The sequence below is a fragment of the Stenotrophomonas sp. 93052_Sma genome, from assembly GCF_056481145.1.
In genome coordinates, this window is the sequence record NZ_CM151134.1 from 2,251,667 (window position 1) to 2,263,776 (window position 12,110).

General features: G+C 64.2%; 11 protein-coding genes and 2 pseudogenes. 6 read left to right on the forward strand and 7 right to left on the reverse strand.

Annotated features, from left to right (window positions below; translation table 11 throughout):
* Positions 1–74: 74 nt before the first annotated feature.
* Positions 75–885 (reverse strand): annotated as a pseudogene (locus ACZK2V_RS10580) (APH(6) family putative aminoglycoside O-phosphotransferase).
* Positions 886–1,023: 138 nt separating this feature from the next.
* Here ACZK2V_RS10580 and clpA point away from each other — a divergent pair.
* From clpA to ACZK2V_RS10595, 3 genes and pseudogenes are all read left to right on the forward strand, one after another.
* Positions 1,024–3,307 (forward strand): annotated as a pseudogene (clpA, locus tag ACZK2V_RS10585) (ATP-dependent Clp protease ATP-binding subunit ClpA).
* A gap of 183 nt (positions 3,308–3,490) precedes the next feature.
* Entirely contained in the window at positions 3,491–3,769 is a 279-nt protein-coding gene (locus ACZK2V_RS10590) for a type II toxin-antitoxin system RelE/ParE family toxin (RefSeq protein ID WP_149909313.1), read from the forward strand.
* An 8-nt stretch (positions 3,770–3,777) separates the two neighbouring features.
* Complete coding sequence (locus tag ACZK2V_RS10595; RefSeq protein WP_486323249.1) at positions 3,778–4,143, forward strand: HigA family addiction module antitoxin; 366 nt, start codon at positions 3,778–3,780, stop codon at positions 4,141–4,143.
* Here the strand turns inward: ACZK2V_RS10595 and ACZK2V_RS10600 are convergent.
* The 4 genes from ACZK2V_RS10600 to aat all read right to left on the reverse strand — a co-directional run bounded on the left by ACZK2V_RS10600 (position 4,112) and on the right by aat (position 6,107).
* Positions 4,112–4,489, reverse strand: a complete 378-nt coding sequence (locus ACZK2V_RS10600; protein ID WP_032127355.1) for a hypothetical protein — start codon at positions 4,487–4,489, stop codon at positions 4,112–4,114. The genes ACZK2V_RS10595 and ACZK2V_RS10600 overlap by 32 nt on opposite strands.
* Before the next feature lie 129 nt (positions 4,490–4,618).
* Positions 4,619–4,891 carry a hypothetical protein gene (locus ACZK2V_RS10605; protein ID WP_019659642.1) on the reverse strand — a complete coding sequence of 91 codons (273 nt, stop codon included), beginning with the start codon at positions 4,889–4,891 and terminating at the stop codon, positions 4,619–4,621.
* Positions 4,892–5,061: 170 nt separating this feature from the next.
* Positions 5,062–5,280, reverse strand: a complete 219-nt coding sequence (gene infA / locus ACZK2V_RS10610) for a translation initiation factor IF-1 (RefSeq protein ID WP_005409596.1) — start codon at positions 5,278–5,280, stop codon at positions 5,062–5,064.
* 86 nt (positions 5,281–5,366) lie between these two features.
* Positions 5,367–6,107 (reverse strand): leucyl/phenylalanyl-tRNA--protein transferase, encoded by a 741-nt coding sequence (gene aat, locus ACZK2V_RS10615; RefSeq protein WP_149909314.1) that lies wholly within the window; start codon positions 6,105–6,107, stop codon positions 5,367–5,369.
* Positions 6,108–6,427: 320 nt separating this feature from the next.
* On the opposite strand from aat, the gene ACZK2V_RS10620 reads away from it, so the two are divergent.
* From ACZK2V_RS10620 to ACZK2V_RS10630, 3 genes are all read left to right on the forward strand, one after another.
* Positions 6,428–7,171, forward strand: coding sequence for a hypothetical protein (locus ACZK2V_RS10620; RefSeq protein WP_423166025.1), 744 nt, complete (start codon positions 6,428–6,430; stop codon positions 7,169–7,171).
* Entirely contained in the window at positions 7,168–8,436 is a 1,269-nt protein-coding gene (locus ACZK2V_RS10625) for a hypothetical protein (RefSeq protein ID WP_486323250.1), read from the forward strand. The genes ACZK2V_RS10620 and ACZK2V_RS10625 overlap by 4 nt, the downstream gene beginning before the upstream one ends.
* 105 nt (positions 8,437–8,541) lie before the next feature.
* Positions 8,542–9,819, forward strand: coding sequence for a hypothetical protein (locus ACZK2V_RS10630; RefSeq protein WP_486323251.1), 1,278 nt, complete (start codon positions 8,542–8,544; stop codon positions 9,817–9,819).
* A 21-nt stretch (positions 9,820–9,840) separates the two neighbouring features.
* On the opposite strand, the gene ACZK2V_RS10635 is transcribed toward ACZK2V_RS10630, so the two are convergent.
* Positions 9,841–10,965, reverse strand: a complete 1,125-nt coding sequence (locus tag ACZK2V_RS10635; RefSeq protein ID WP_486323252.1) for a GNAT family N-acetyltransferase — start codon at positions 10,963–10,965, stop codon at positions 9,841–9,843.
* Positions 10,966–11,067: 102 nt separating this feature from the next.
* A complete protein-coding gene (gene trxB / locus ACZK2V_RS10640; RefSeq protein ID WP_005409600.1) occupies positions 11,068–12,039 on the reverse strand; it encodes a thioredoxin-disulfide reductase in 972 nt (323 codons plus the stop codon).
* Positions 12,040–12,110: the final 71 nt, after the last annotated feature.

Below are 12,110 nucleotides of genomic sequence, written 5' to 3' on the forward strand. Positions count from 1 at the left end.
CTACCAAGGCAGGGGCCTGTATCGATAGTGGATGGGGCGTGCCCACCAAGGGGGGCATCTACCAGAGCGCGGGATCAGCCCTCCGCCAACGCCTCCAGCGCCATCCGCGCCACCGCCTCGTCGACTTCGGCGGGGTCGCCATCATCCCGGAACCACACCGCTGACAGCCCTGTGCTGGCTGCGATCCAGCGCAGCAGGCGCGTGCGTTCCAGGCCCGCCAGCGCGCCGACCTGTTCCAGCCGGGTGGCAAACCGCTCGGGTCGGGTGGCCACATGGATGCCGGGGCCGCACAGGTCCGGATTGCTGAACATCGTCGTGTAATCGAACGCGCGGTCGCCCAGCAGCCGCTTCGGGTCGATCGCCAACCAGCCGCGCGCCGAAATCCAGCACGTTGTCGTGGTGCAGGTCGCCGTGCAGCGGCCGGATCTCCTGTTCCTGCTGCAGCAGCCCCTCCGCCAGCGATCTGCACTGTTCCAGCAGTGGCGGCAGCGCGGCCCTTGGCTGCAGCAGGTCGGCGAACCATGTTTGCAGGCAGACCAGTTCCGCTGGCGGTGCGCTCCGTGGCCGGTGCAGCCGTTGCAGGACCTGGCACAGGACCGTGGTGCAGGTGTCATCGTCGCCCTTGATCGAACGTTGCCGCAGTGAGTCGCCGCCGGCACGTTCGATCAGGATCGCCGGCCCCTCGTGGGCCAGCAGGCGGGCGGCGCCGTCACCGTCCCACCAACGCAGCAGGCGATGGCTGTTCTGCTCTTCGGTTTCGCTGCTGATCTTCAGCATGGCCGGCTCGCCGGCGGCGGTCAGCACCGGCCAGAGCTGGGCATGGGGCGTTTCGATGGCTGCGCCATCACGCCGCAATCGCCAGCGACTCAGGTAGGGTTCGCTCATGCTGGGTGGGCTGTCCTGGAGTGAATGAAGATCAATCGATTCGCACTGATAACGCCATCTGAACGCAGCAATCCGCTAGGGTGATGGAAATCGCGTAGTCAGGCCGCATATTGTCCCCATCTGCCGCCGGAGTAATCCATGTTCAGCAAAGACCTCGAACACACCATCGGCCAGTGCTACAAGCGCGCCCGTGAGGCCCGGCATGAGTTCATGACGGTCGAACACCTGCTGTTGGCACTGCTCGACAACCCGTCCGCCCAGGCCGTACTGAAGGCCTGTGGCGCCGACGCCGAACGCCTGCGCCAGGAGCTGGAGCAGGCCATCGAGGCCTCCGTGTCCCGCCTGGCCGAAGATGACGGCCGCGATACCCAGCCGACCCTGGGCTTCCAGCGCGTGCTGCAGCGGGCCGTTTACCACGTGCAGTCCTCGGGCAAGAAGGAGGTCACCGGCGCCAATGTGCTGGTCGCCATCTTCGGCGAGAAGGACTCGCACGCCGTCTACTACCTCAACCAGCAGGATGTCACCCGGCTGGATGTGGTCAATTACCTGTCCCACGGCATCGCCAAGCTGGGCGAGGAGGGCGAGCCGCCGTCCTCTTCCTCCGAGGGCGAGAGCCGAATGGAGGGCGGGGAAGGTGAGCCGAAGGGTGATGCCCTGACCGAGTTCGCCAGCAACCTCAACGAACAGGCCCGGGCCGGTCGCATCGACCCGCTGGTCGGCCGTGCCGACGAGATCGAGCGCACCATCCAGGTCCTGTGCCGCCGCCGCAAGAACAACCCGCTGTACGTGGGTGAGGCGGGCGTGGGCAAGACCGCGATTGCCGAGGGCCTGGCCCGCCGCATCGTCGAGGGCTCGGTGCCCGACGTTCTGGCCGATGCGGTGATCTATTCGCTCGACCTGGGCGCGCTGGTGGCCGGCACCAAGTACCGCGGCGACTTCGAGAAGCGCCTGAAGAGCGTGCTGACCGCGCTGAAGAAGGTGCCCAATGCGGTGCTGTTCATCGACGAGATCCACACCATCATCGGTGCCGGTTCGGCGTCGGGCGGCACGATGGATGCGTCCAACCTGATCAAGCCGGCCCTGGCGTCCGGTGAGCTGCGCTGCATCGGCTCGACCACCTTCCAGGAGTACCGTGGCATCTTCGAGAAGGATCGGGCGCTGGCCCGCCGCTTCCAGAAGATCGACATCGTCGAGCCGACCGTCGGCGAGACCTACGAGATCCTGCAGGGCCTGAAGTCCAAGTACGAGCTGCACCACGGTGTGACCTATTCCGACGAGGCGCTGCAGGCTGCGGTGGACCTGTCGGTGAAGCACATCGGCGACCGCCTGCTGCCGGACAAGGCCATCGACGTGATCGACGAGGCGGGCGCCCGCCAGCGCCTGCTGCCGGAAGGCCAGCGCAAGGAACTGATTGACGTCGAGGAAGTGGAGGCGATCGTCGCCAAGATGGCGCGTATCCCGACCAAGCAGGTCAGCGCCACCGACAAGGATGTGCTGCAGCACCTGGAGCGCAACCTGAAGATGGTGATCTTCGGCCAGGACCCGGCCATCGAGACGCTGTCCTCGGCGATCAAGCTGGCACGCTCCGGCCTGGGCAACCCGGAAAAGCCGATCGGCAACTTCCTGTTCGCCGGTCCCACGGGTGTCGGCAAGACCGAGGTGACCAAGCAGCTGGCGCTGCAGCTGGGCATCGAGCTGGTCCGCTTCGACATGTCCGAGTACATGGAGCCGCATTCGATCAGCCGCCTGATCGGTGCGCCTCCGGGCTACGTCGGCTTCGACCAGGGTGGCCTGTTGACCGAGAAGATCGTCAAGACGCCGCACTGCGTGCTGCTGCTGGATGAGATCGAGAAGGCGCACCCGGACATCTTCAACATCCTGTTGCAGGTGATGGACCGCGGTGTGCTGACCGATACCAACGGTCGCGAGGCCAACTTCAAGAACGTCGTGCTGGTGATGACCACCAATGCCGGTGCGGCGCAGGCCTCGCGGCGTTCGATCGGCTTCACCAAGCAGGACCATGCCACCGACGCGATGGAGACCATCCGCCGCAGCTTCACCCCGGAATTCCGCAACCGCCTCGACGCGGTGGTGCAGTTCCAGGCGCTGGGCTTCGAGCACATCCTGCGCGTGGTCGACAAGTTCCTGATCGAGCTGGAGATGCTGCTGCAGGACAAGCACGTCAGCCTGTCGGCCACCCCGACCGCGCGACTGGCTGGCCCACCATGGTTTCGACCCGCTGATGGGTGCCCGCCCGATGGCCCGCGTGATCCAGGACAGGATCAAGCGTCCGCTGGCCGACGAGCTGCTGTTCGGCAAGCTGGTCAACGGTGGCAAGGTCAGCATCGATGTTCGCGACGACGAGCTGGTGGTCGAGACCCAGGCCGAGCCGGAGCGGCTGCTGCCGGTCACGGTGGAGTGAGCTGATGCCATAGGCTTGGCGTGAAAGCCTGGAAATGACAAGGGCGGCTTCGGCCGCCCTTGTTGTTTCCAGTGGGACTGTCGTCCGCGGCCTTGCTTGAACGGAACGGAGGTGCCAATGCTGTCTTCTGGTCGCGATAGAGTGTTGCCCTGTTTGTATCGCGAAACGATACAGGATACAGTGATGATCATCGGTTTTCGCCACAGGGGCCTCGAGCGGCTCTACCGTTCCGGCAGTAGCAGTGGAATCCGCCACAGTCACGCCAGCAAGGTGTTGTTGATCCTGTCGATCCTGGATGTTGCTTCGGGTCCTGAGGATCTGGCCATGCCTGGATTGCGTCTGCATAAGCTCCGGGGCGGCCTGAAAGGGCATTGGTCTGTATGGGTCGATGGAAACTGGCGGATTACCTTCCGTTTCGCTGGCAGCGACGTGGAGCTGCTGGATTACCTGGACTATCACTGAGGCCGCGCATGATTCATCACCATCCGCATCCCGGGCAGGCGATCAAGGCAATGGTCTTTGATCCAATGGATCTGTCTGTGACCGAAGCGGCCGAGCGCCTGGCAATGTCGCGGGTAGCCCTTTCGCGGGTTCTGAACGGCAAGGCGGGCATCAGTCCTGACCTGGCCATCCGCCTTGAGATGGCGGGGGTGAGTACTGCGGTTTTCTGGATGGGGCTGCAATCCAGCTACGATCTCTGGTTGGCACGGCAGCGCGCAACCGAGAGTGTTGTCGTTGGTTGCCGCGACGCGTTGACGTATATTGCGACAAGGGCGGCTTCGGCCGCCCTTGTCCTGTCTGGGGTCAGCGGCTGCGGCGGCGCGCCTCACGCTTGAATCGCTCGGCATCGATCGGCTCGATGCGTGCAACCTCGCAGCTGCCGCGACCTGTGTCCAGTGCGCTTCGGCCCTCGCTGCACAGCTCGTCAGCTTCTTTGCCGTCGGTCTTGAAGCCGAGGCGGGTGGCCAGTACGGCAGAAGGGCAGCTGTTGCGGAAATGCACAACATAGTGGTCTTCGCCGGAGCGAAGCAGGATGTTCTTGTCGGCGCCGGCGCGAACGATCTGCTGTTCGCCGGTCAGTGATACGCACTGTGCCGGCGCGGTGTCGGCGGCATGGGCGGACGACGCCAGCAGGGTGACGGCAGACAAAGCCAGGGGGATGAGCAGGGAAGACAGGTTCATGGCGGGGCAGGGGGCAGCGATCCGGACTGGATCGGATCCCAAGATGCCGCCGCCGCTGCAAATGCGAATCTGCCGCAAGCAGGGCTGACCGACGCCACGGTGAGATCGGTCACGATGACCTTTGGCGCCTCAGGCCGCGATCGAACGGAATCCCTGCTGGCGCCCCTGGTCGCCGCCGTCTTCGATGACAAAGGCAACCGCCTCGTGCGGAATGTGCAGGCGCTGTTTGAGGGTGCTGCCCATATGCGGAACCTCGCGCTGCACGGCCAGGTACAGCGGGTGCGAGGCGTCCATGCTGGTGCAGACCAGGCAGGGCTGGCCGAACCAGGTGCCGTCCGGGCCCTTGCTGGCGTAGCAGCGGCTGGTGACGGACTGGGGGTCCAGGACGATCAGGTAGGTCATGCGCGCAACGCCTTCTTGAAGAACGCGTTGAGTCTAGAGTCGCGGCGCGATGCGGTATTTCGGACAGGGACGAAAATCGAGCGGTCCCGGTGCCGGTCGCTTTCTTCCGCGCACGACAAAGGGCCAGCAGCGAGGCCGGCCCTGTCGGAGTGGCGCAATGCGCCGACCGATTACTTCATGCGGTAGGTGATACGACCCTTGGTCAGGTCGTACGGGGTCATTTCAACCTTGACCCGGTCACCGGTGAGGATGCGGATGTAGTTCTTGCGCATGCGGCCGGAGATGTGGGCGATGATTTCGTGCCCATTTTCCAGACGAACGCGGAAAGTGGTGTTCGGCAGCGTCTCGCTGACGGTACCCTCGAACTCGATGGAATCGTCTTTCGACATGTAGTCCTGTGCGGTTCAGAAAACGGCCACGCTGGGCCTAAGGCGCGGTATTTTACGCGTGATGGGCCCGGCTTGCAAAGTTTGTGTTAACCCCCGGCCAAACGCTGTGCTGGCAAGCGTCCTACCGCCTGGGTCCAGGGGCCTGCACGGCCGTCACGGTGTACGGCCTGGCGGACGTGCTCCAGAAAGTCCGCGCGCGGCAGGTGCTCGGCGCCCATCCGCAGCAGGTGCGGATTCTCCACCTGGGCATCGATCAGTTCCCAGCCCCAGCCACACAGGGTGGCTGCCAATGCGGCCAGGGCGATCTTGGAGCCGCCACTGGCGCCACTGAACATGCTCTCGCCGAAGAACATGGCGCCGATCGCGACGCCGTAGATGCCGCCGACCAGGGTCTGCCGATCCCAGACTTCGAAGGAATGGGCGAAGCCAAGGTCGTGCAGTTGGCTGTAAGCCTCGACCATCGCCGGGCTGATCCACGTACCGTCCTGGCCGGGCCGAGGTGCCGCGGCGCAGGCGCGCATCACACGACTGAAGGCGGTGTCGGCGGTGACCTCCCACGTGCTGCTGCGCAGCTGGCGGCGGAAGCGGCTGGACAGGTGCACGCCGTCGGTGCGGAACACCATGCGCGGGTCCGGCGACCACCACAGGATTGGCTCGCCCTCGCTGAACCACGGAAAGATACCGCCGGCGTAGGCATTGAGCAGACGCACCGGATGCAGGTCGCCGCCCACCGCCAGCAGGCCATCGGGCTGGCGCAGTGCGGTCTCGGCCGGAGGGAAGGGGGCGTCCGGCGCATCGGCCAGGCGCCAGGGCAGCTGGCGGGTCATGGGGCCATTGTATCTAGACGATGGAAGGGATAAGTCTCACGCCTATTAACGGCGCAGCCTCCCGGAGGTGAAGTGAACTAGTTTGGGGGGAGCATCTGGCAGGCGGCTCCCACTCAGAACTCACTTTGCCCCAAAATGCGGAGAGGTGAGCGTCAGGCATCTAGGTGCACTAGCGTCGGAAGGGGGTGCTGACTTGTGCGAGCCCAATGTCTGAAAATATCAGTCTGAGATTTACAGGGGGAGTAATGTCAGGAAAGTGGACTTCTATTGCCGGGTTGGCGCTAGCGATGCTAGGCATCCTTGTTCCATTGGTTCTTTGGATGGCAGATTCCGATTCAAGGGAGATCGAGGTTAGGATTCTGTCCAAGGCGAACCTGAACCCTTCACTGCCAACCGGAGTGGACGGTGAGATGGAGTTCGCAATCGGTGGTAGGCGAGTCGTCAAGCCATACTATGTGGTGGTACAGGTGACGAACGCAGGAAATCGTTCTATCGCTGCTGCGGATGTTGAAAGGCCTTTAACTCTTGCGATGGGCAATGTGGCAATTGCGCAGGCGCAGGTCCTTACATCCCAGCCTGCGGCACTGAAGCCAGAGCTTGAAAGGCAAGAGCGACAGCTCGTTGTAAAGCCATTGCTCCTCAATCCGGGGGATAGCTTTCAGATTGGATTTCTCACGAGCGGCGCGGAACCAAGTGTGACTGCGCAGGCGAGAATTGCGGGGATCAGCGACGTCCGAGTAGTTAGCTCGCTTAGCGACGACACCGTTGTGGGAAAGTCGTTCAGGCTTGTGGTTGCGTCAGCCCTCATGTGCATGTATGCCTCCCTGCTGCTAGTGGGATTCGGTCAATGGAGTAATGGTCGGCGCAGACTCGTACTTAGGAGATGGGCGACAATTCCAATGGCCTTCTTCTGCGGACTTGGGGGCAGTGTTCTGTTTACCTCCGAGCTTGGCGTGTTACCACTAAAGGATTGGCGAACCGTCGTGTTCATCATCGGATTGGTGGTCTTGGCTGTTGTGCTGGGTCGAGTTCCCTTAAAGTGGGTCTATCATCAACCCGTATGAGCGATCCGATCACCGCCATCCTTGATGCGCACGATACGGCGCACACGCGCAATGACAGCCTGGCCATGCTGTTGACCCTGGCCAGCGAAGACCGCCCCCAGCTTGGCGCGTTGCTGCTGCAGGCGCTGGTTCGCCGCTCGCCCAGCTCTACCTTCCTCGATACGGCGCTGGATCTGTTGCCGGATGAGGCCGTCGTGCCGGTCTGCAGCGAGGCCTGGCGTCGCTATCGTGATGGCGAGCGCGGCGAGCTGCTGGCCAGCGTGATCGAATTCACCAGCAATCAGGCGCCGCAGGTGCTGCAGGACGACTGGGAGGCCTTGCTGGTGCTGGCCACTGAAGACGAGCTGCAGCTGGCTTCGCAGGTATGGCAGGGCCTGCCCTCTGCCATTTCCGCGCAGTGGGCGCGGATCCTGGCCGAAGCCGATGACGATCGCGAAATGGCGCGGGCCAAGGCGCTGCTGCTCGCCGCCCAGCCCGAGACCTACGCCGTTGCCCGCGGCTACCTCGCTGACTGGGGCGCGCTGGATGCTGAGGTCTGGGCGCATTGGGCCGGCGTGGCCGATGGGTCGCTGCCGCGCCGCCTCCATGGGAAGCGGTCGCTGCACATCCGCTTCGGCCGAGAGCAACACCGCGCGCAGCAGGCGGACGAACCGAGCTGGCGCAAGCGCACCTGGCGCCTGCACCCGACCTGGAATGGTGGGCAGGTACACCATGCTGGGCAGATGGGAGGGCCGCTGGAAGCGCTGTGTAGCAGCTGCCATGCGCCGCTGCAGCGCCTGCTGCAGACCGATGCCGCCGCGCTGCAGCCGGGCGCGTCGGGCGAGATCACGCTGGGGCTGTGCCTGGACTGCTGCGGCTGGGAAGACCCGCCCGTGCGTTTCTATCGCCATGATGCGGCCGGCCTGCCCAGCTGCCACCCCAGCCAGCACCGTGAGGTACCGAACACACCCACCGACAGTGGCGACCTGATGCAGGCCGAGGTGGGTCTGGTCGCCATGGACAGTGCGCGCTGGCAACAACAGGACTGGGGCCAGTCCAATCATCGGCAGAACCTGTCGCGCGTGGGCGGCGCGCCGAGCTGGGTGCAGAGTGCCTGGTACCCGGCGTGCATCGATTGCGGCGAAGAGATGCCGTTCGTGATGCAGCTGGATTCGACACTGCCGACCACGGGTGAGGGCACGCTGCTGTGGGGCAGCGGCGGCATGCTCTATACGTTCTGGTGTGCAAAGTGCCGGGTGAGCGGGCACTTCTGGCAGTGCACCTGACGGCCCCGGCTGCCGGAACGCTTCCTTATTTTTTGAGATTTGTTGCATTCCCGTGGGATGCATTGCCAGTCACCCTCTAGGTTTACATGCCCTGAGCTGACCGCCATGACCTGTGTCGTCGCCATGCGAGAGCTGCTTGAAATGGCCCGAATGCCGGAAGGCTCAGATGGAGCCTTGGTTGCGATGCTGGATCTCTATGAGCGTGATCCTGCCGCCATCTCGACACTGCTCATCCTGGCGATGAAGGCTCGTGTGGAGAGGAGCGGGATGCTAAGGGCTGCGGCTGAGTTGCTGCCGGATGACAGTGCCGCAGAGGTGTGCCGGTTTGCCTGGAGTGAGTTCAAGAACGGTAGCCGCCACTGGCTGGTGGCCGGGATTGCGGCGCAGGCGGCCTATCGTGTCCCCGGATTGCTTCATGATGACTGGGATGCCGTCCTTCACCTGTCGGCCCACGAGCCAATAGAAGGCCCGTTCTGGTGGGAGCTGCCGATTGAGGTCGGCCGGAGATGGATTCAGAACGCAAGAAGGGCATCGTCGTCTGCTGCTGGCTTGCCCGGATTACCGCTTGAGATGAGTGGGGTTGTGGAGTTCCAGGAGGCCGCGCGTGACCTGTCCGGTTCACGGGATGAGCCGTGGGCGGCAATTGGAAGGGAGGGATTGTCTGGTCTTGAGCTGGGCTCGGGACGCGCGCTGCATGGATGGCGTGGTTTCCACCTGCGTTTCAGTGCACAGCACCAGCGCTTGCAGCTGGCAGAATCCACAAGGGTCGAGCGCCGCCTCCAGCGCCTACATCCCACCTGGAAGGATGGGAATGCGCAGGCAACGGGGCATATGGGCGGTCGCCTGGAAGGGCGATGTGGAATATGCGACTCCCAGTTGCAGCGCTTGCTGGAACTGGAGCTGGCGTTGATCGGCCCCTGCACCCTCTCGAAGGTGACGCTCGGCATATGTCTGGACTGCCCCGACAATGGAGAGTCTGGTTGGTGCCACGGAGATCCCGTGTATTTCCGCCACGATACACAAGGCCTTCCCAGCGCCCATGAATCGCAGGTATTCGATCCGCGGGCATGTCCTGAAACGCCGACCAACCTGATCGAGGCGGAGGTCGATCTGGTCGAGCTTCCGGGGCGGTTCTGGCAACCGCCGAATTATGTGGGTGGCTGGCAGAATTACAGCCGAGTGGGTGGACTGCCATCCTGGACCCAGAGCGGCCTCTATCTGTCCTGTCCCGATTGTTGCCGCACGATGTTCTTTGTCATGCAGCTTGATTCCCACATCCCATTGGACGATGGCTCCCTGATGCAGTGGATGAATGGAGGCATGCTCTACACATTCTGGTGCGACCAGTGCAGGATCAGCGGCCACTACAGCCAGTACAGCTGAACCAGTCGAGCCAGCTCGGCACTACGGCCCTGCGCGGAACGGCCCATGCCGCTGCAGCTCCTGCTGGTAACGCCGCACATTGCGTCGCTCCTGCCGGCACCAGTCCTGCAGCGCTTCCGCGAAGTCCGGATCGGCCACCCAGTGCCGGCTGTGCACCAGCGTCGGCAGGAAACCGCGTGCCAGCTTGTGCTCGCCCTGTGCGCCCGGCTCGAAGCGGGTCAGCCCTTCGCGCAGGCAATACTCGATGCCTTGGTAGTAGCAGGCCTCGAAGTGCAGGCCGGGCAGGGTGGCGCCGCCCCAGTAACGGCCGTACAGCGTGTCGCCACCCCGAAGGCACAGCGCGCCGGCAATCGGCTCGCCGTCCTGTTCGGCCAGGAACAGCACCAGCCCCTGACCCAAAGAAATGGCCAGATGACGCAGGAAGGTCTCGGTCAGCGCCGGGGCATTGCCGTACTCGAGGAACGTCTGCAGGTAAAAGCGGTACATCGCCTGCAGGTCGGCGCGACTGGCCTCGTCGCCGTGCACCACGCGGAAGGTGATGCCCTGGCGGGTGACCTTGGCCCGTTCCTGGCGGATGTTCTTGCGGTGCTTGTGGTCCATTGCGCCGACGAACTGTTCGAACGTGGACCAGTCGCCCGGGTTCTGCCACTGGAACTGCACATCCTCGCGCAGCAGCCAGTCATCGCCGAACAGCGCCTCGTCGCCGGCGGTATGGAAGTTGATGTGGGCCGACGACACCCCCAGTGGCGGCAACGCGTCGCGCAACGCCGACAGCAACGCGGCGCGCTCCAGATCGTGACGGGCCAGTAGGCGCGGGCCGGTGACCGGCGAGTACGGCACCGCGCCCAGCCACTTCGGATAGTAGTCGCGGCCATGACGGGCATACGCGTTGGCCCAGGCATGGTCGAACACGAATTCGCCGTGTGAGTTGGTCTTCAGGTAACCCGGAATGGCGCCGACCAGCGTGTTGCCCTCCCACAGCGTGAAGTGCCGGGGCTGCCAGCCCCAGTCCTCGCGCAGGCAGCCGTGCTGTTCAAGGCCTGAAAGGAAGGCGTGGCTGACGAAGGGGTTCTGCCCGTCGTGCAGGGCATCCCAGTCGGTGGCGGGGATGGACTGCAGGGAGTCGAGGAAGCGGGGGGAGGGCATGGGGGAAGGATAGGGCAGATGAAACAGAAAGGCCGACGCACTGGCGTCGGCCTTCTATCCGGAGTCGGGCGTGGCTCAACCCTACAGAAGCGGGTCAGCCTCTCAGCTGGCCTTGCCCTGCGCGTCCAGGTAGCGCTCGGCGTCCAGTGCGGCCATGCAGCCGAAACCGGCCGAGGTGATCGCCTGGCGGTAGTGCTGGTCGGCCACGTCGCCGGCGGCGAACACGCCTTCCACCGAGGTCTGGGTGGCATTGCCGCCCAGGCCCGAGCGGATTTCCAGGTAGCCGTTGTTCATTGCCAGCTGGCCGTCGAACAGGGTGGTGTTCGGGTGGTGGCCGATGGCCACGAAGAAGCCGTGGGCGTCGATGTCGCGGGTGCTGCCGTCCAGCGTGGACTTCACGCGCACGCCGGTCACGCCGGCATCATTGCCCAGCACTTCTTCCACCTGGTGGTGCCAGACGGTCTCGATCTTGCCTTCGGCCACCTTCTTGAACAGCTTGTCCTGCATGATCTTTTCCGCCTTCAGTGTGTCGCGGCGGTGGACCAGGTAGACCTTGCGGGCGATGTTGGACAGGTACAGGGCCTCTTCCACGGCGGTGTTGCCGCCACCGACCACGACCACGTCCTGGTCGCGGTAGAAGAAGCCGTCACAGGTGGCGCAGGCGGACACACCGCGGCCCTTGAACTCGTCTTCGGTCGGGATGCCCAGGTACTTGGCGGTGGCGCCGGTGGCGATGATCAGCGCATCGCAGGTGTACTCGTGGCTGTCGCCGATCAGCTTGAACGGACGCTGCGACAGGTCGGCGGTGTGGATGTGGTCGAAAATGACCTCGGTCTCGAAGCGCTCGGCATGGGCCTGCATGCGCGCCATCAGGTCCGGGCCCATCAGGCCGTGGGCGTCACCCGGCCAGTTGTCCACCTCGGTGGTGGTCATCAGCTGGCCGCCCTGCTGCAGGCCGGTGATGACGACCGGCTTCAGGTTGGCGCGGGCGGCGTAGACGGCGGCGGTCCAACCGGCCGGGCCGGAACCGAGGATGACGAGGCGCTGGTGGCGGGAGGGCAGGCTGGTGCTCATGTAAACTCGCGAAAAGGTAGATGGGACAAGGCGCTGGCGATGTTTGCGCAGCATCCTTGGCTGGTCATAGA

Excerpts from the sequence above, each read along its gene's own strand:
- ACZK2V_RS10590 (WP_149909313.1), top strand. The coding sequence starts at position 3,491 with ATGATCATCGGTTTTCGCCACAGGGGCCTCGAGCGGCTCTACCGTTCC.
- ACZK2V_RS10595 (WP_486323249.1), top strand. The coding sequence starts at position 3,778 with ATGATTCATCACCATCCGCATCCCGGGCAGGCGATCAAGGCAATGGTC.
- ACZK2V_RS10600 (WP_032127355.1), bottom strand. The coding sequence starts at position 4,489 with ATGAACCTGTCTTCCCTGCTCATCCCCCTGGCTTTGTCTGCCGTCACC.
- ACZK2V_RS10605 (WP_019659642.1), bottom strand. The coding sequence starts at position 4,891 with ATGACCTACCTGATCGTCCTGGACCCCCAGTCCGTCACCAGCCGCTGC.
- infA (WP_005409596.1), bottom strand. The coding sequence starts at position 5,280 with ATGTCGAAAGACGATTCCATCGAGTTCGAGGGTACCGTCAGCGAGACG.
- aat (WP_149909314.1), bottom strand. The coding sequence starts at position 6,107 with ATGACCCGCCAGCTGCCCTGGCGCCTGGCCGATGCGCCGGACGCCCCC.
- ACZK2V_RS10620 (WP_423166025.1), top strand. The coding sequence starts at position 6,428 with ATGGCAGATTCCGATTCAAGGGAGATCGAGGTTAGGATTCTGTCCAAG.
- ACZK2V_RS10625 (WP_486323250.1), top strand. The coding sequence starts at position 7,168 with ATGAGCGATCCGATCACCGCCATCCTTGATGCGCACGATACGGCGCAC.
- ACZK2V_RS10630 (WP_486323251.1), top strand. The coding sequence starts at position 8,542 with ATGACCTGTGTCGTCGCCATGCGAGAGCTGCTTGAAATGGCCCGAATG.
- ACZK2V_RS10635 (WP_486323252.1), bottom strand. The coding sequence starts at position 10,965 with ATGCCCTCCCCCCGCTTCCTCGACTCCCTGCAGTCCATCCCCGCCACC.
- trxB (WP_005409600.1), bottom strand. The coding sequence starts at position 12,039 with ATGAGCACCAGCCTGCCCTCCCGCCACCAGCGCCTCGTCATCCTCGGT.